Source organism: Pseudomonas sp. H2_A10 (assembly GCF_054680085.1).
This window is the reverse complement of the sequence record NZ_CP162821.1, coordinates 3,315,249-3,331,807: the sequence shown is the minus strand read 5'-3', so window position 1 is coordinate 3,331,807 and position 16,559 is coordinate 3,315,249. Positions and strand designations below refer to the sequence as shown.

At 60.8% G+C, this 16,559-nt stretch carries 17 protein-coding genes; 10 read left to right on the top strand and 7 right to left on the bottom strand.

The genetic code is table 11. From position 1 onward, the window contains the following. Positions 1 to 96: 96 nt before the first annotated feature. The 4 genes from AB4O23_RS15510 to lspA all read left to right on the top strand — a co-directional run bounded on the left by AB4O23_RS15510 (position 97) and on the right by lspA (position 3,793). On the top strand, positions 97 to 1,194 hold the full coding sequence (locus AB4O23_RS15510; RefSeq protein WP_017527271.1) for a carboxynorspermidine decarboxylase: 1,098 nt from the start codon (positions 97 to 99) through the stop codon (positions 1,192 to 1,194). 29 nt (positions 1,195 to 1,223) lie between these two features. Continuing rightward, a complete protein-coding gene (locus tag AB4O23_RS15505) occupies positions 1,224 to 2,468 on the top strand; it encodes a saccharopine dehydrogenase family protein (RefSeq protein WP_068935771.1) in 1,245 nt (414 codons plus the stop codon). A 508-nt stretch (positions 2,469 to 2,976) separates the two neighbouring features. Beyond that, the gene (locus AB4O23_RS15500) at positions 2,977 to 3,216 is read left to right on the top strand and encodes a DUF6124 family protein (RefSeq protein WP_460063861.1); all 240 of its coding nucleotides are present in this window, start codon (positions 2,977 to 2,979) and stop codon (positions 3,214 to 3,216) included. Positions 3,217 to 3,289: 73 nt separating this feature from the next. After that, positions 3,290 to 3,793 (top strand): signal peptidase II, encoded by a 504-nt coding sequence (gene lspA, locus AB4O23_RS15495; RefSeq protein WP_460106051.1) that lies wholly within the window; start codon positions 3,290 to 3,292, stop codon positions 3,791 to 3,793. Positions 3,794 to 3,834: 41 nt separating this feature from the next. Here the strand turns inward: lspA and AB4O23_RS15490 are convergent, their stop codons facing one another. The 4 genes from AB4O23_RS15490 to AB4O23_RS15475 all read right to left on the bottom strand — a co-directional run bounded on the left by AB4O23_RS15490 (position 3,835) and on the right by AB4O23_RS15475 (position 6,479). Beyond that, positions 3,835 to 4,515, bottom strand: coding sequence for a hypothetical protein (locus AB4O23_RS15490; RefSeq protein ID WP_460147070.1), 681 nt, complete (start codon positions 4,513 to 4,515; stop codon positions 3,835 to 3,837). Between the two features lie 130 nt (positions 4,516 to 4,645). Continuing rightward, complete coding sequence (gene glsB, locus AB4O23_RS15485; RefSeq protein WP_460063960.1) at positions 4,646 to 5,554, bottom strand: glutaminase B; 909 nt, start codon at positions 5,552 to 5,554, stop codon at positions 4,646 to 4,648. Positions 5,555 to 5,609: 55 nt separating this feature from the next. Beyond that, positions 5,610 to 5,954, bottom strand: coding sequence for a hypothetical protein (locus AB4O23_RS15480; RefSeq protein ID WP_078733598.1), 345 nt, complete (start codon positions 5,952 to 5,954; stop codon positions 5,610 to 5,612). 114 nt (positions 5,955 to 6,068) lie between these two features. Continuing rightward, positions 6,069 to 6,479, bottom strand: coding sequence for a hypothetical protein (locus AB4O23_RS15475; RefSeq protein ID WP_017527267.1), 411 nt, complete (start codon positions 6,477 to 6,479; stop codon positions 6,069 to 6,071). Positions 6,480 to 6,590: 111 nt separating this feature from the next. On the opposite strand from AB4O23_RS15475, the gene AB4O23_RS15470 reads away from it, so the two are divergent. Together AB4O23_RS15470 and AB4O23_RS15465 are read left to right on the top strand one after the other, a co-directional pair. After that, positions 6,591 to 7,439, top strand: coding sequence for an AraC family transcriptional regulator (locus tag AB4O23_RS15470; RefSeq protein ID WP_017527266.1), 849 nt, complete (start codon positions 6,591 to 6,593; stop codon positions 7,437 to 7,439). 110 nt (positions 7,440 to 7,549) lie between these two features. Then, on the top strand, positions 7,550 to 8,494 hold the full coding sequence (locus AB4O23_RS15465) for an aliphatic sulfonate ABC transporter substrate-binding protein (protein WP_065878824.1): 945 nt from the start codon (positions 7,550 to 7,552) through the stop codon (positions 8,492 to 8,494). A gap of 29 nt (positions 8,495 to 8,523) precedes the next feature. Here the strand turns inward: AB4O23_RS15465 and AB4O23_RS15460 are convergent, their stop codons facing one another. From AB4O23_RS15460 to AB4O23_RS15450, 3 genes are read right to left on the bottom strand one after another with little or no spacing between them, the layout of a single operon-like run. Beyond that, positions 8,524 to 9,999 (bottom strand): FGGY family carbohydrate kinase, encoded by a 1,476-nt coding sequence (locus tag AB4O23_RS15460; protein WP_017527265.1) that lies wholly within the window; start codon positions 9,997 to 9,999, stop codon positions 8,524 to 8,526. 4 nt (positions 10,000 to 10,003) lie between these two features. Beyond that, positions 10,004 to 10,936: a transketolase family protein gene (locus tag AB4O23_RS15455; RefSeq protein ID WP_460063852.1), complete on the bottom strand. Its 933-nt coding sequence runs from the start codon at positions 10,934 to 10,936 to the stop codon at positions 10,004 to 10,006. After that, the gene (locus AB4O23_RS15450) at positions 10,926 to 11,762 is read right to left on the bottom strand and encodes a transketolase (RefSeq protein ID WP_116077891.1); all 837 of its coding nucleotides are present in this window, start codon (positions 11,760 to 11,762) and stop codon (positions 10,926 to 10,928) included. Before AB4O23_RS15450 ends, AB4O23_RS15455 begins: the two co-directional genes overlap by 11 nt. A gap of 361 nt (positions 11,763 to 12,123) precedes the next feature. On the opposite strand from AB4O23_RS15450, the gene AB4O23_RS15445 reads away from it, so the two are divergent. The 4 genes from AB4O23_RS15445 to AB4O23_RS15430 all read left to right on the top strand — a co-directional run bounded on the left by AB4O23_RS15445 (position 12,124) and on the right by AB4O23_RS15430 (position 16,551). Then, positions 12,124 to 13,131 carry an ABC transporter permease gene (locus tag AB4O23_RS15445; protein WP_017527262.1) on the top strand — a complete coding sequence of 336 codons (1,008 nt, stop codon included), beginning with the start codon at positions 12,124 to 12,126 and terminating at the stop codon, positions 13,129 to 13,131. A 50-nt stretch (positions 13,132 to 13,181) separates the two neighbouring features. Beyond that, positions 13,182 to 14,114, top strand: a complete 933-nt coding sequence (locus tag AB4O23_RS15440) for a substrate-binding domain-containing protein (protein WP_460063848.1) — start codon at positions 13,182 to 13,184, stop codon at positions 14,112 to 14,114. Positions 14,115 to 14,129: 15 nt separating this feature from the next. Next, complete coding sequence (locus tag AB4O23_RS15435; RefSeq protein ID WP_017527260.1) at positions 14,130 to 15,638, top strand: sugar ABC transporter ATP-binding protein; 1,509 nt, start codon at positions 14,130 to 14,132, stop codon at positions 15,636 to 15,638. A 148-nt stretch (positions 15,639 to 15,786) separates the two neighbouring features. Beyond that, positions 15,787 to 16,551 carry an SDR family oxidoreductase gene (locus AB4O23_RS15430; RefSeq protein WP_065878695.1) on the top strand — a complete coding sequence of 255 codons (765 nt, stop codon included), beginning with the start codon at positions 15,787 to 15,789 and terminating at the stop codon, positions 16,549 to 16,551. Positions 16,552 to 16,559 lie beyond the last annotated feature (8 nt).

Sequence of the window (16,559 nt, the reverse complement as noted above, 5' to 3'; positions counted from 1 at the left end):
GGGTGCGCAAAATCCGCCGGCTAACCTTTCGATCCTGACCAAGTGCGGGCACAATGCGTGTCCTTTTTTGGCAGGCACCGCCGCAGGCTCTCAAAAATGATCAAAACGCCGTACTACCTCATCGATAAACAGAAGCTTCTGGTCAACATGCAGAAGATTGCTTACGTGCGCGAACAGTCCGGCGCCAAGGCTCTGCTGGCGCTCAAGTGCTTTGCCACCTGGTCGGTGTTCGACTTGATGCAGCAATACATGGACGGCACCACGTCGTCGTCGCTGTATGAGCTCAAGCTCGGTCGCCAGAAATTCGAAGGCGAGGCCCACGCCTACAGCGTGGCCTGGGCCGACGATGAAATCGAAGAGATGCTGGAGAACTGCGACAAGATCATCTTCAACTCGATCAGCCAGTTGCAGCGTTTCGCCGAACGCAGCGAAGGCAAGACCCGTGGCCTGCGTGTGAACCCGCAGGTGAGCAGTTCCGATTACCTGCTGGCCGACCCGGCGCGCCCATTCAGCCGCCTGGGCGAATGGGACCCGGTGAAGATCGAAGGCGTGATCGAACAGATCTCCGGCTTCATGTTCCATAACAACTGCGAGAACGGCGACTTCAGCCTGTTCGACAAGATGCTCGGCACCATCGAGGAACGCTTCGGTGAACTGCTGCACAAGGTCAAGTGGGTCAGCCTCGGCGGCGGCATCCACTTCACCGGCGAAGGCTACGCGCTGGACGCGTTCTGCGCGCGCTTGAAGGCGTTCTCCGAAAAGTACGGCGTGCAGGTCTACCTGGAACCCGGCGAAGCGGCGATCACCAACAGCGCCTCGCTGGAAGTCACCGTGCTCGACACGCTCTACAACGGCAAAAACCTCGCCGTGGTCGACAGCTCCATCGAGGCCCACCTGTTGGACCTGCTGATCTACCGCCTCAACGCCAAGCTGGCACCCAGCGCGGGTGAACACACCGTCATGGTGTGCGGCAAATCGTGCCTGGCCGGGGACATCTTCGGCGAATATCAATTTGATCGTCCGCTGGCCATCGGCGATCGGCTGTCGTTCATCGACACCGCGGGCTATACCATGGTCAAGAAAAACTGGTTCAACGGCCTGAAAATGCCGTCCATCGTAGTGAAACAACTCGACGGTACAGTCGAAGTGGTTCGTGAATTTGGTTACGACGACTACCTGTCCAGCCTTTCGTAAGCTGGCGGATATTAGGAGAGTAAAAGCAATTGAAAAAGAACGTTCTTATCATTGGTGCAGGAGGTGTCGCCAAGGTGGTGGCCCACAAGTGCGCGCAGCACAACGACGAACTCGGTCGTATTGCTATCGCGTCGCGCAACATCTCCAAATGCCAGGCCATCATCGACAGCGTCAAGGCCAAGGGTAGCCTCAAGGTGCCCGCCGATATCCAAGCCTTCGCGCTGAACGCCCTGGACGTGGAAGCGACCAAGGCTCTGATCCGCGAGACCGAATCGCAGATCGTCATCAACGTAGGTTCCGCGTTCCTGAACATGTCGGTCCTGCGTGCCTGCATCGACACCGGCGTTGCGTACCTCGACACCGCCATCCACGAAGAGCCAGGCAAGGTCTGCGAGACCCCGCCGTGGTACGGCAACTACGAATGGAACCACCTGGAAGAATGCAAGCAGAAGAACATCACCGCCATCCTCGGCGTGGGCTTCGACCCGGGTGTCGTCAACGCGTATGCCGCGCTGGCGCAGCAACAGCATTTCGACCGCATTGATTCGATCGACATTCTCGACGTCAATGCCGGCTCCCATGGCAAATACTTCGCCACCAATTTCGATCCGGAAATCAACTTCCGCGAATTCACCGGGCAGGTGTGGAGCTGGCAGAACAGCCAGTGGACCAGCAACACCATGTTCGAAGTCAAACGCACCGACGACCTGCCGGTCGTCGGTCTGCAGAACCTCTACCTCACCGGCCATGACGAAGTGCACTCGCTGTCGAAAAACCTCGACGTGCCGAACGTGCGCTTCTGGATGAGCTTCGGCGAACACTACATCAACGTGTTCACCGTACTGAAAAACCTCGGCCTGCTCTCCGAAAAGCCGGTCAAGACCGCCGAAGGCCTGGAAGTGGTGCCGCTGAAAGTGGTCAAGGCCGTGCTGCCCGACCCGTCGTCGCTCGCCCCTGGCTACACCGGCAAAACCTGCATCGGCGACCTGGTCAAAGGCACCAAGGATGGCCAGCCACGTGAGTTATTTATCTACAACGTGGCCTGCCATGAAGAAGCCTTTGCCGAGACCGACAGCCAGGGCATCTCCTACACCGCCGGCGTTCCACCGGTGGCCGCAGCGCTGCTGGTTGCCCGTGGCGAGTGGGATGTGAAACACATGGCCAACGTCGAAGAACTGCCGGCTGAGCCGTTCCTGAAGGCGCTGGACGTGATGGGCTTGCCGACTCGCATCAAGGACGAGAAAGGTGATCGGGCCTGGGATGCGATTGCCTGATAGGCGATAGCTGACCGAACAAAAGAATGCGCCCGAAGGGGCGCATTTTTTGTTTGGGCTCACATAAATCCCAAAGAACAATGAAAATCCAAATGTGGGAGGGGGCTTGCTCCCGATAGCAGTGTGTCAGTCAATACATTTGTCACTGATCCACAGCTATCGGGAGCAAGCCCCCTCCCACAGGGATAGCACTTCGCCCCGAACTCTCAGAGTTTTCCCACGACTGTTTCAGGTTGCCGCCCGGAACTTCGCTGACTAACCTCTTCCCCCGTCGCTGCCAATTCAGCGACCGGATTTGACCGTCCGGCCTTGTTAACGAACTGCTACGCCCTGCACCTATCCCAGGCGTTTTTTTTGTGCCTGAGGTATCGTGTCGCGGCAGTTGTGCGCGGGATACCTTCGGGTATGCCGGGTTCGTTGACAACCGGTCGGTCAACCCGCGTACAGCTGCCACCCTCTTCGTTTGACCGCGAACGCTGGCGGCTCCACTTGTCGACGGAGTTCCACCATGATTAAAGACACCCCAAATCCCCCAGATAAACTCTTCACCGTACGCCCTAACTTGGGCACCGAAACCCTGCTGGTCAACGCATCCCAGGATCTATCCTCCATCACCGACATCGCCACCCACCTGGCCTTTGAAATCGAGGGTGCACAACGCAATGTGGCGCTGGGCATCTGCCGTATGCTGGAAGGTGTGCAACTGTTGGTGGACAAAGCACTGGACGAGGCTCATCCGGCGCCCTGAATGTAGACGGCACCAGGCGCCTGAGCTATCTTCGGGCGCTCCTCTAGACAGCCCCGGAACAGGAAGTTACCGCTTGAGCACCTCCCCCCTACTGCGAGGCCGAACCTTCGCCCTCCTCGCCGGCATCGCCTTCGTCACCGTGGACCAGCTTGTAAAACTCTTGGCCCTGGTTTCACTGCAGGTCAACAGCTTAAAAATCGGCTCAAACCCGATCAATCTTGCGCTGGAGCTAAGCCTCAACCCCGGCGCATTCCTGAGCCTGGGTGCCGCTTTGCCGCCTCAGGTCAAACAACTGATCTTTATCGTCGGCGTAGCCGTCGTTGTGGCCTGGGCGATGGGGTGGTCCCTCTCCAACTGGAACCAGCCGCTGCGCAAAGTCTTGCCGCTGTATGCCATCGCATTGGGTGGCATCGCCAACCTGATCGACCGGGTGTTTCGCGACGGCCATGTGGTTGATTACATGGTCCTGAACGTCGGGCCAGCGCATACCGGGGTATTCAACATTGCGGATATCGCGATTACTGTCGGCGCGTTGTATCTGCTGATCGAGCTGTTCATGAAGCCGCGTAAAGCCTAGGTGTACAAGGTTTTCAGTCTACATTCATGCGTGCCAACACCCTAAACAAGTCTACGCGCGGCTGAGATTGCAGAGTGAGTGCTCAAAGAACTCCAAGACAGCAATGCAAAAATACAAAATAGCCCCCCACTCACAGCAGTGTACGACCATTGTTTCTGCACACAAAATATAAGCATCGCTTGAAAAAAACAGAATGTCACAGGTCCAAAAATAAAATAAAGAACCGTATGAAGTCGCGCACTAAAATTCACCTTATCAACATCACTCAAAACAAATGCACCGTTCATAAACTTCAAATATCTGTTGCCATTTTTGTAGTCAAAAATATCAAAAAGAGGTTGAGGTCTTGACATAATAAACGGAATCGCCAAGGGATCGGCATTAAATTTATAGTCCGCACGAACAGCCACTTGAATTTCATAAGCAGTGACGTTCCCCAGACCTCTCTGAAGCAGTAAACACAGCGCATTGCCAACTTTAGCAGGAGACGTCAGGCTTAAATATTTCCAAAACAAAAAAATAGAGAAAAGAACAAATAACACACCAACATAAAAAACCGCCATCTCGGGCCCTGTCCCGAACCTCAAAGAAAAAGAGAACCCCTCACGCTTAATATCTGCACTTGCACTACCTATAAACTTATAAGTCAAGACACTACCAATCATCAATGCCCCCAAGCCGAACAACCGTCTAATAAACTTAACATCGAAGGGTGTCTTCATATAAGACTCAAACTTATCGATAGCAATATCCAAAATCCTATTCAACCGCATTACTTACTCTCCTTAAGCTAGACACACAAATATCCAACGCAGACGAAATTACGGCCCGGCCTCCGCTCTTCTTAAGCACTCAAAATACCGACCACCCAATCCGCTCACTCAACAATTCCAATGCCCTGATCCCCGCCAGCGAGTTCCCCGCCGCGTTCAGCTCCGGCGACCACACGCACACCGTGAACTGCCCTGGCACCACCGCGACAATTCCCCCACCTACTCCGCTCTTGCCCGGCAACCCAACGCGATAGGCGAAGTTACCCGCCTCGTCATACAGCCCGCTGGTGGCCATGATCGAGTTGACTTGCTTGGTCTGGCGCGCGCTCAGGATCTGCTCGCCGCTGTGGGCGCTGGTGCCTTCGTTGGCCAGGAAGCTGAACGCCTTGGCCAGGTCCAGGCAGCTCATCTGCAAGGCGCAGTAGTTGAAGTAGCTGTGCAGCACCGCATCCACATCGTTGTGGAAGTTGCCGAAGGATTTCATCAGGTAAGCCATGGCCGCGTTGCGCGCGCCGTGCTGGGCTTCGGAGTCCGCGACGACGCTGTTGACCAGGATCTGCGGGTTGCCCGACAGGCGCCGCACGAAGTCGCGCATCGACAGGATCGGTACGGCAAAGCGTGACTGGTTGATGTCACAGATCACTAGCGCGCCGGCGTTGATGAAGGGGTTCCGCGGGCGGCCGCGTTCGAATTCCAGTTGCACCAACGAGTTGAACGGTTGCCCCGAAGGCTCATGGCCCAGGCGCTCCCAGATGCTTTCGCCGCCGTGGTCGATGGCCTGCACCAGGCTGAACACCTTGGAAATGCTCTGCACCGAGAACAGCGTATCGGCGTCGCCGGCGCGGTAGGCCGAGCCGTCGTTGCCGTACACGGCGATACCCAGTTGGTTGGCCGGTACATCGGCCAGCGCGGGAATGTAATCGGCAACTTTGCCGAGGCCGATCAGTGGGCGCACTTCGTCGAGGATCGCCTCCAGCAGCGCCTGCATGTCTTGTCCGGTCATCTTGGTTTGGATCAGTGGTTGGCGGGGCGCGCAGGATACTTCAATGCGCGCGGAAGCCCCACACAATCTCCACCACCCGCTCGGCCACCACCAGGTAAACCAGGATCAGCAACAGCTGCAAGGCCAGGTGATAACGCAGCTTGGCCAGCCGGCGAATACCATCGCTCACGTTCAAGAACATCAATACCGTGGACAGGATGACCAGCCCCCATCCCGCCACATCGGACGCAAACACGCCGATAAACAGGTGCTGTTGGCCGATGACTGCGTTGGTGCCCGCCGCAAACAGCAACGCACACACCAGCAGGTTTTTCACATTGTCGAAGACCTGCGTACTCAGGTCGTTTTCCAGCAACGCTAAATATCGCGTCCATAACGTGCGCATAGGTCAGTACCGGGTAGGGATCGCTCGTCAGTCAAAGTAGTTCAATTGCCCCCGCACCGCTCGCCGTCCGGCGAGAATGGCCTGCCCTCTCGCGACAGGTCGGTGTTGCCCCCATCAAAAATGCGCCACATCCGACACCCGCTCATCCAGCACATCCCGCGCCAGCGCCCACGCCTGGTCTTTGGACTCCACCACCAGCAACGGATACCCCCAGGCCTTGCCGAACATCACCGCAAACGGTTTGAGCGCCAGGCGCTTGGCCGCGCTGGGTTCCACCTGGATCATGCCCTTGACGAACGTGCGCAGCGCCTCTCGGTGTTTCTTCATCCAGATCGAGGCTTGCTTGCGCTGCTCATGGGAATGTTCGTGATTGCTTTCGTCCACGGCTTTTTCATGCAGCAGCAGGAAGGATTGCCGCCGTGCCAGCAGGGTTTCAAAGAGTCGGAAGGCATCCTCCGGCCCGTCTTGGCTCGGCGCATCGAAGACGATTTTCACCACCGGGAACGTTGTACTGTCTAGTCGCATGGCACAGCTCCTTAATGAGAGTAGATCTCAATATTAAGGCCGCAACCACTGGACGGCATTGCACAGAATAGCCAGACTGTTTCGCAATCCGGCCAGCCTGCGAGCCCCACCATGAAGCACCGCCGTCTCGACCTGCTCGACCCGCTGATGGCCAAGGACGCCGACCTGCTCCCCCGAGCCGTGGTGGCCGTGGGCGCCACCAGCACGTCGGACTCCTGGGAACATGCCCAGCACACCCACCGCAAGGGCCAGTTGATGTATACCCTGCGTGGGGTCATCCACTGTGAAATCGAAGCGGGAATCTGGATCGTGCCGCCCCAGTGCGCACTGTGGATTCCCGGCGGCACGCCCCATTCGGCGCGCGGCTCAGGCGAAGCGCACGTGTATTGCCTGCTGATCGAGCCCAGCGCCGCCCAGGCCCTCGCTCCGCGCTGCTGCACCCTGGCGGTATCGAGCCTGCTGCATGAATTGATCAGCAAGGCCGTGAGCTTCCCGCAGTTGTATGACGAGGCCGGCCCCCAAGGTCGCCTGATCAATACGTTGCTGGATGAACTGGCCGCCGCGCCGGTCGAAGCCCTGCACCTGCCCATGCCCCAGGACGCACGCTTGCGCCGCCTGGCAAACAGCCTGCTGGCCGATCCCACCGACAAAGCCACCCTGGGCCAGTGGGCCGTGCGCATCGGCATGAGCGAACGCAGCATGACACGCCTGTTGCTGGAGGAGCTGGGCCTGAGTGTCGGCCGTTGGCGCCGGCAGCTGCATGTGATCCTGTCCCTGCAACGGCTGGCCAAGGGTGAGAGTGTGCAGCGGGTGGCGCTGGACCTGGGTTATGAAAACGCCAGCGGCTTCATCACCATGTTCCGCAAGGCGGTGGGCCAGCCGCCGGCGCGCTACCTAGCGGAACGTGCGGGGGTGCTCAGCGCGAGCGTCCAGACCATTGCGCTGAAAGACGCCCACTGACTTCATCGAAATGCGCAAAAAAGCGACCTAAGCTCAGGCCTAAAGATTATTTATCTAAAGGTTTTTAGAACCTTATGCTTGGCCAAATTTCGTTGAACATCGAGCGTGCCATGTCCATACCTCGTCCCCTCGCTGCTGTCTTCGGGTTGCTGGCCTTGTCTGTCGCCGTGAGCGCGCAGGCCCAGGAAACCCTGCGCATCGGCTATCAAAAATCCTCCACCCTCATCACTCTGCTGAAAACCCAGGGCACCCTGGAAAAAGCCCTCAAGGCCGACAACATTGACGTGAGTTGGCACGAATTCCCCAGTGGCCTGCCGCTGCTCGAAGCGCTGAACGTGGGCAACGTGGACATCAGCGCCGACGTGGCCGACACCGTGCCGATTTTCGCCCAGGCCGCCCAGGCCAAGCTCACCTACTTTGCCCAGGAAGCGCCCTCGCCTTCGGCCCAGGCCATCGTGGTGCGCAAAGACTCGCCGATCGAGCAATTGGCGGATTTGAAAGGCAAGAAAATCGCAGTGACCAAGGCGGCCGGCACCCACTACCTGCTCATCGCCGCGCTGAATAAGGCCGGGCTGGCCTTCGCGGATATCGAACCGGCGTACCTGTCTCCCGCCGACGGCCGCGCTGCCTTCGAAAACAACAAGGTCGACGCCTGGGTCACCTGGGAGCCCTTCCTCACCAGCGTTCAGCGGCAACTGCCCACGCGCACCCTGGCCGATGGCGCGGGGCTGGCGAGTTACAAGCGCTATTACCTCACGGGCACGCCTTACGCCACGGCGCATCCGCAGGTATTGAAGGTGGTGTATGCGCAGCTGGAGCAGGCAGGGCAATGGGTTAAAACCCATCCCCAGGAGGCGGCGAAAGTGCTGGGGCCGTTGTGGGGCAACCTGGATGTGGCCACGGTGGAAGCGGCGAACACGCACCGCAGTTATCAGGTGCAGCCGGTGACGGTGGACCAGTTAGGGGAACAGCAGAAGATTGCCGATGCGTTCTTCAGGGCGGGGTTGTTGCCCAGGGCCGTGGATGCCAAGGATGTGCAGACGTGGAAGCCTTGAGACCGAACACAGTTGACCTCCACCGATCTTTAGAGAAGCGTGCGGGCCAGGGCCTTTTTCCATTCTAAATAACGCCCTGCCATCGCCGGGTCATCCTGCGGCTCAAAGCGCTCGCGCTGGCGTTCCAACTGCCTCAGCGCTTGATCATCAGCCCACAGCCCCAACGCCCGCCCGGCCAGATGCGCCGCGCCCAGCGCCGAGACTTCCGGTGACAGGCTACGCACCACCGGGCGTTGCAGCAGGTTGGCCAAAAACTGCATCAGCCAGCTATTTCGCGTGGCGCCGCCGTCTACCCACAGTTCTTTCAACGGGCTGCCGATGTCCTGCTGCATCGCGTCGAACACGTCGCGAATCTGATAGCCGATGGACTCCAGCGACGCGCGCAGGATATGCGCGCCGGACGTGGCCTCGGTCAGCCCGCACATCAACCCTCGCGCATCGGCTTGCCAATGCGGCGCGCCCAGCCCGGACAGTGCCGGCACAAAGTACACACCGCCGTTATCCGGCAGTTGCGCGGCTTGCTCGGTCAAGGCGTCCAGGGAACCGCCGGCCACCAGGCGCGCGGCCCATTGCACGGCGGCGCCGGTGTGGACGATATTGCCCTCCATACCGAACGTGGGTTTCACGCCGTCATGCCAGGCCAGGGTGGTCGACAGCCCATGGGTGGAGGCAATCGCGCCGCTCATGGGGGTCATCAAGGAGGAGCCGGTACCCAGGGTGGCCTTGACCAACCCCGGCGCAAAACCGCCCTGCCCGTACAGCGCGGCGTGGGAGTCGCCAACCATCGACATGATCGGGATCCCGGCGGGCAAGCCGCCCAGCGCGACGGTTTCGGCGAAGAACCCCGCGCTGGGCTGGATCGGCGCCAGCGCTGCCAGGGGAATCGCAAACAGGTCCAACAGCACCGGGTCCCAGGCGCAGGTGTGCAGGTTGAACAGCTGCGTGCGCGCCGCGTTGGAATAGTCAGTGGCAAACACCTGGCCGCCGCTGAGTTGCCAGAGCAGCCAGCTGTCGACGGTGCCCAGGCAAATCTCACCGGCAGCGGCGCGGGCGTGGCCGTTGTCCAGGTGGTCGAGGATCCAGCGAAATTTACCGGCCGAGAACATGGGGTCCAGGGCCAACCCGGTGCGTTCCAGGATGAGGGCTTCGTGCCCTTGCTGATGCAACTGGGCGCACAACACGGTGGAGCGTCGGCATTGCCAACTGATGCATGGCGACAGCGGCTCGCCGGTACGGCTGTCCCAAGCCACCACCGATTCGCGCTGGTTGCTGATCGCCAGCGCGGTGATCGGGCGATCCACCTGGGCCAGGCAGTCTTCCATCGCGGCCAGGGTGCTGTGCCAGATAAACAGCGGGTCCTGTTCGGAAAAACCGGCCTGGGGGTGGCTGACGCTCAATGGCCGCGAACCGCGGGCGATCACCTGCCCCTGTTCGTTGACCAGCACCGCCTTGGCATTGCTGGTGCCTTCGTCTATCGCCAGGATCAGCGGAGTGTGGTTATTCATGGGGTCACCGCAACCGAGTGGCAGCCGCCACAATCCCAGCCGCGTCGATGTTATGCAAGGCGCGCGTCGGTTCGCGCGCACCGGCGGCGGCGTATTCGCCATCGCCGATGCCCAGGCGCACCAACGCAATGCCCAGCCCGGCTTCGGCCAACACTTCGGCGACCAGGCTGCCGACGCCGCCGTTGATGTTGTGTTCTTCCACGCTGATCACGGCGCGGGTGCCACTCAATGCGCTGAGCAACACATCGCGCTGCAACGGCCGGATCGACGACAGGTTGATCACCTGCGCCTGGATGCCCTGCTCGGCCAGCAAACTGGCGGCGTCCACCGCTTCATGCACCACCGAACCGAGCGCCACGATGCTCACATCGGCCCCCTGGCGCAGGATATCCACCTGGCCGGGCGTGAATTTATAGTTCGCGTCGTGCAGGTCGGGCAACGCTTTGCCGTCGAGGCGGATATACACCGGCCCGTGGTAGCGCAACGCGTAATCGACGATCTGCCGACACTCTGCGGCATCGACCGGGGCGAAGATGTGCACATTGCCAAAGCCCCGCATCACCGAAATATCGTCGAGGCTGTGGTGGGTGCTGGCCAGCGGGCCGTAGCTGGCCCCGGCGTTGAGGCCGAACATCTTCACGTTGGCCTGGTTGTAGCAGACGTCGACCTTGATCTGCTCATTGGCGCGCGAGATCAGAAACGGCGCGGCGTTGCAGGTGGCAGCAATCTTGCCACCCAGGGCCAGCCCCGCCGCGACGCTGACCAGCGACTGCTCGGCGATGCCAACGTTGATCAAGCGCTCGGGAAAACGCTGGGCAAACGGGCCGATCTTGGCCGTCGATGTGGAGTCGCTGACCACCGGCACCAGGTCCAACCCGGCGTCGACCGCGTCAATAAAGGCCTGCACCATGACGCTCGCCAAATGTTCACTCGCCATGGTTCAACTCCTCCAGTGCTGCATTGATTTCATCACCCTTGGGCACGCGATGGTGCCATTCGGGGCGGGCTTCGATAAACGACACGCCCTTGCCTTTGACGGTGTGGGCGATCAGCACCTGAGGCGCGCCGGTGCGGGTTTGCATGCGCTCCAGGGTGTCGATCAACTGGCCCACATCGTTGCCGTCGCATTCGCTGACCGTAAAGCCAAAGGCGGCCCATTTCACATCCAGCGGGTCGAGCGGCATGATGTCGGCGGTCAATCCGGCCAACTGCAGCTTGTTTTTGTCGACGATCACAAACAGGTTATCCAGGCCGTACTTGGCCGCCGCCATCGCAGCCTCCCAGTTGGAGCCTTCGGCCAGCTCGCCGTCGCCGGTCAGCACGTAGATACGTTTTTTACTGCCGGACATCTTCGCCGCCAAGGCCAGCCCTACCGCTACCGGCAAGCCGTGGCCGAGGGCACCGGTATTGAGTTCGATGCCGGGGGTTTTCTGGCGCACCGGGTGGCCGGGCAAGTGCGAATTGAAGTGCTGATACGTCGACAACCACGCCTCGGGGATGTAACCCGCCTGCGCCAGGCAGCAGTACAAACCACCCACACCGTGGCCTTTGCTTTGGATATACATATCGCGCTCGGGGTCTTCGGTGCGTTCCGGGCCGGTATCGAGGATGCGGAAATACAGCGTGGCAAGGATGTCGGTTTCCGACAGGTCGGCCCCGGTGTGACCGCCTGCCGGGGAATCGGCGTTCAGACGGATCACATGGCGGCGGATCAGGCGGGCCTGTTCCTTGATCTGGTGGGCGTTGTACTGGAAGGCATTCATGCAGCGGCTCCTGTGGGGCTGACCACGTGAGTTGGAAGTGCCGAAAGCTGTGTTTGAATATTTATTCAGCAATGACAATATATTTCTATTTAGACGCTGATCGTCTGCGCGGTCAAGGGAGCGATCGCTGTAAAAATGAAAAAACTGAAGAAATATCACTCGGACAAACGGGCAAAATCCCACACGGGCCGGTCTACCCCGTGGCTTTGCGTGCCGTTAAACCGGCGTTTTAGAGGCATACCCGAAAAATTAAGCGCTTGACTTTGCCACGGTGTCACTGGAATCTGAATTAACAGTCAGGCGCGCATAAATATTCAAGCGACCTGAAAGCACTCCAAAAAAAACAACTCAGGAGAACACTGTGGACGCCAAAGCGATTGTCCAGCACCCGGACGAACTCAAGCCGCCACCCCGCCCCCGCCTGGTGAAACTGCTGCCCAGCAATATCGGCGGCCCACTGATAGGGCTTGTGCTGCTGGTGCTGGTCTTCTCCTTCAGCTCCGAATTCTTTTTCTCTTTGCGCAATGGCCTGAACATTCTTGATCAGGTCACGGTGCTGGGCATCCTGGCGATCGGCATGACGGCGGTGATCGTGATCGGCGGCATCGATCTGTCGGTCGGCTCGGTACTGGCCTTCTCGATGATGATGCTCGGCTGGCTGTATCAGGACCAGGCGGTGCCGCTGGGCTTTGCGATTGCGATCTCGATTGCCACCGGCATGCTCGCCGGTCTGGTGTCCGGCGGGTTGATCACCTACGCCAAGTTACCGCCGTTCATTGCCACGCTGACCATGATGTCGGTGGCCCGCGGCCTGGCGAACATCCTCACCGAAGGCCGGCAGATCGTCGGTTACCCGGAGTGGTTCACCAGCCTGGCCACGGTGCGGCATTTCGGCTTTTTATCCGCCACTGTCGGGCTGTTCCTGGTGATGTTGCTGGTGGCCTGGGTGTTCCTGCGCTTTCGCGCCGGTGGCCGCAACCTCTACGCCATGGGCGGCAGCCCGGAAGTGGCGCGCCTGTCGGGCATCAAGGTGCGTGCGATTACCCTGTGGGTGTACGCCATCAGCGGCGCTCTCGCCGGCATCGCCGCGGTCACCCTGGCCGCGCGCCTCGACTCCTCGCAACCGAGCGCCGGCCTGAGCCTGGAACTGGACGCCATCGCCGCCGTAGTGATCGGCGGCGCCAGCCTCAGCGGTGGCGTGGGCAGCATCGGCGGCACCCTGGTGGGCGTGCTGATCATTGGCGTGTTGCGCAATGGCCTCAACCTGCTGGGCGTTTCGCCCTTTATTCAACAAGTGGTGATCGGCGTGGTCATCGCCCTCGCCGTCACCATCGACACCCTGCGACGCCGCTCCAGCACTGCCCGTTAAACCTGTTCGACAGTTGACACCCTCCAACAATAAAACCAGGAGTCACCGACATGTTCAGCCCCAAAAAATTGCTGTTGGCCACCGCCTTGGCAGCCGCCACCCTCACCGCCGCAGGCACCACCTGGGCCAAGGACCTGACCATCGACCTGGCCGTGGCCAACCTGCAGGCCGACTTCTTCAACCAGATCAAGCAATCGGTGGAAGCCGAGGGCAAGGCCAAGGGAATCAAGGTGATCACCGTGGACGCCCAGGGCAACTCCTCCACCCAGGTCAGCCAGATTGAAGACCTGATCACCCGCCAGATCGACGTGCTGATCTACATCCCGGCCGGCGCCACCGCCGCCGGTGTACCGGTCAAGGCCGCAAAAGCCGCCGGCATCCCGGTGATCGCCGTAGACCGCAACGCCCCCGACGCACCGGGCGATACCTTTATCGCCAGCGACAGCGTGGCCGGCGCCAAGACCCTGGCCGAGTACGTGGGCAAGGTTACCGAAGGCAAGGGCCGCATCGCGATCCTGCAAGGCCAGATCGGCACCACCCCCGAGAACGATCGTGCCAAGGGTTTTGCCGAGGGCCTCAAAGCCTTCCCCGGCCTCAATGTCGTGGCCCAGCAACCCGCCGAATGGGCGCAGGATAAAGGCTTCGCCGTGGCCCAGGACCTGCTCCAGCGTGACCCCAACATCACCGTATTCTTCGGCCGCGCCGACGCCATGGCGCTGGGCGCCGCGCAAGCGGTGAAGGTCGGTAATCTCGATCACAAGGTGGTAATCGTCGGCTTCGACGGCGATGTCGCCGGGCTCAAGGCCGTGGAAAGCGGCGTGCTCAATGCGACCATGACCCAGCAGACCCAGAAAATGGGCCGTCTGGCGGTGGCGTCGGCGATCGATCTGAAAGCCGGCAAAACCCTGCCCAAAGAGCAACTGCTGCCCACCGTGCTGACCACCAAAGAAAACGTCGCGCCGTTCCTGCAACAGCACCCGTAACCCTGGGAGGTCGTCATGCACGCAGCAGCTCTGGACACAGCCGCCGACGCGGTGCTGTGCCTGCACAACATCAGCAAGGCCTATGGCCCGGTGCAGGTGTTGTCGCAAGTGAATGTGGATATTCGCCCCGGTGAAGTCCTGGCCTTGCTCGGCGAGAATGGCGCGGGCAAATCGACCTTGTCCTCGATCATTGCCGGGCTGGTGCAGCCGGAGGCCGGGGGCAGCATGACCTGGCTTGGCGCGCCCTACGCGCCCGCCTCGCCGGGTGCGGCGTTGGGCGCCGGTATCGGCCTGATCCACCAGGAGATCCGCCTGCTGCCGCAATTGTCGATCGCCGAGAACATCTTCGTCGGTCGCCTGCCCATGCGTCACGGGCGGGTGGACCGTGCCTACATCGAGGCCCAGGCGCAGATCCAGCTGGAGCGCCTGGGCCTCAAGGTACCGGCGTCGCGCAAGGTCGAAGGGCTGAGCGTGGCGGCCCAGCAACTGGTGGAAATCGCCAAGGCGCTGACCCTCAAGGCACGCCTGTTGATCCTGGATGAACCCACCGCCGCGTTGGGCGGCGAGGAAACCGAGCTGCTGTTCCAGCAAGTGGAGCGGCTCAAGGCCGAGGGCGTGTCATTTATCTATATCAGCCATCGCCTGGAAGAAATCGCGCGCATTGCCGACCGTGTATTGGTGCTGCGCGACGGCCGTCAGATCGCCTTGCATGCCACTGCGCAAGTGCCGGTGCGGGAACTGGTGGAACAGATGGTCGGGCGCAGCCTGGAGCGGATTTTCCCCGCCCTGCAACCCCCGCAGGACAAGGTGATGTTGCAGGTCAAGGATGTGAGTTGCCGCGAGTTTGCCCTGCACGGCATCGACTTCAGTGTGCGTGCTGGCGAGGTGTTCGGCATTGCCGGCGTGGTCGGCGCCGGGCGGACCGAACTGGTGCGCACCCTGGCCGGTGCGGCCCAGGACATCCAGGGGCATCTGTTGCTGGATGGCGAAGTGCGCCAGTTGCGTTCGCCGTTCGAGGCGATCCAGGCCGGTGTGGTGTTGGTGCCCGAAGACCGCAAGCAGCAAGGCGTGGTGGTGGAGCATCGCATCGAAGACAACCTGATCTACGGCAACACCGACCTGCTGGATAAGCGCGGCTGGGTGTTCCCTGCCCCGCTGCGTGAATTCGCGCGCACGGCGGTGGCTCGCCTGGGTGTGAAAGGTGCGCCGCAGTCGCGTATTTCCAGTTTGTCCGGGGGTAACCAGCAAAAGGTGATCATTGCCAAGTGGCTGGCGCGCAATCCCAAGGTGTTCATCCTCGACGAGCCGACACGCGGCATCGACGTGGGCGCGCGGGCGGCGATTTATGAAGTCATCGCCGACCTCGCGGCCAAGGGCATGGCGGTGATTGTCGTGAGTTCGGACCTGGATGAGGTGCTCGGGCTGTCCCATCGGGTAATGGTGATGAGCCGGGGGCGGCAGATGGGGATTCTGGAACGGGGCGAGGCGACACCGGTTTCCGTAATGGAAATGGCCACTGCCTGACCAAAGATCACCGCTATCCAATGTGGGAGGGGGCTTGCTTCCCGATGGCGGTGGATCAGCCAGCTGATTTATCAACTGACAGATTGCCATCGGGAGCAAGCCCCCTCCCACAGGGGATCTGCTGTGAATTCAAGAATGGAGTAATTGCATGCAGCTTTTCAGTCTTCAGGGCCAAGTCGCCTTTGTTACCGGTGCCGGCAGCGGCATCGGCCAGGCCATCGCCGTCGGCCTCGCGCAAGCCGGCGCCGATGTGGCCTGCTTTGATCTAGCCGGTAGCCCCGGCATCGCCAGCACCGTCGAGCGTATCCAGGCCCTGGGCCGTCGCGCCCTGGCCTTGAGCGGCACGGTCACCGAGCGCGCCGCGCTGGATGCCGCCGTGGCACGCACCGAACGCGAACTGGGCGAACTCAGCGTCGCGGTCAACTGCGCCGGCATCGCCAACGCCCAGGCCGCCGAGGACCTGGAGCTGCAACGCTGGCAAACCATGCTGGACATCAACCTCACCGGCATCTTCCTCAGTTGCCAGGCCCAGGCCGCCGTGATGTTGCCGCGTGGCAAAGGCGCCATCGTCAACATCGCGTCCATGTCCGGCAGCATCGTCAACCGTGGCCTGTTGCAAGCGCACTACAACACCTCCAAGGCCGGGGTGATCCACCTGAGCAAGAGCCTGGCGATGGAATGGGCCGACAAGGGCCTGCGCGTCAATTGCATCAGCCCCGGCTACACCGCGACGCCGATGAATTCGCGCCCGGAAGTCGCCGAGCAGGTGAAGATCTTTGAACAGACCACGCCCATGGGCCGCATGGCCGGCGTGGAAGAAATGGTCGGCCCGGCGATCTTTCTGGTCAGCCAGGCCTCGTCGTTCTGTACCGGTGTCGACCTGTTGGTCGATGGCGGTTTTGTGTGCTGGTAGGAGCCTGT

Excerpts from the sequence above, each read along its gene's own strand:
- AB4O23_RS15480 (WP_078733598.1), bottom strand. The coding sequence starts at position 5,954 with ATGCGCACGTTATGGACGCGATATTTAGCGTTGCTGGAAAACGACCTG.
- AB4O23_RS15450 (WP_116077891.1), bottom strand. The coding sequence starts at position 11,762 with ATGAATGCCTTCCAGTACAACGCCCACCAGATCAAGGAACAGGCCCGC.
- AB4O23_RS15510 (WP_017527271.1), top strand. The coding sequence starts at position 97 with ATGATCAAAACGCCGTACTACCTCATCGATAAACAGAAGCTTCTGGTC.
- AB4O23_RS15475 (WP_017527267.1), bottom strand. The coding sequence starts at position 6,479 with ATGCGACTAGACAGTACAACGTTCCCGGTGGTGAAAATCGTCTTCGAT.
- AB4O23_RS15490 (WP_460147070.1), bottom strand. The coding sequence starts at position 4,515 with ATGAAGACACCCTTCGATGTTAAGTTTATTAGACGGTTGTTCGGCTTG.
- AB4O23_RS15440 (WP_460063848.1), top strand. The coding sequence starts at position 13,182 with ATGTTCAGCCCCAAAAAATTGCTGTTGGCCACCGCCTTGGCAGCCGCC.
- glsB (WP_460063960.1), bottom strand. The coding sequence starts at position 5,554 with ATGCAGGCGCTGCTGGAGGCGATCCTCGACGAAGTGCGCCCACTGATC.
- AB4O23_RS15460 (WP_017527265.1), bottom strand. The coding sequence starts at position 9,999 with ATGAATAACCACACTCCGCTGATCCTGGCGATAGACGAAGGCACCAGC.
- AB4O23_RS15430 (WP_065878695.1), top strand. The coding sequence starts at position 15,787 with ATGCAGCTTTTCAGTCTTCAGGGCCAAGTCGCCTTTGTTACCGGTGCC.
- AB4O23_RS15470 (WP_017527266.1), top strand. The coding sequence starts at position 6,591 with ATGAAGCACCGCCGTCTCGACCTGCTCGACCCGCTGATGGCCAAGGAC.
- AB4O23_RS15465 (WP_065878824.1), top strand. The coding sequence starts at position 7,550 with ATGTCCATACCTCGTCCCCTCGCTGCTGTCTTCGGGTTGCTGGCCTTG.
- AB4O23_RS15435 (WP_017527260.1), top strand. The coding sequence starts at position 14,130 with ATGCACGCAGCAGCTCTGGACACAGCCGCCGACGCGGTGCTGTGCCTG.
- AB4O23_RS15455 (WP_460063852.1), bottom strand. The coding sequence starts at position 10,936 with ATGGCGAGTGAACATTTGGCGAGCGTCATGGTGCAGGCCTTTATTGAC.
- AB4O23_RS15500 (WP_460063861.1), top strand. The coding sequence starts at position 2,977 with ATGATTAAAGACACCCCAAATCCCCCAGATAAACTCTTCACCGTACGC.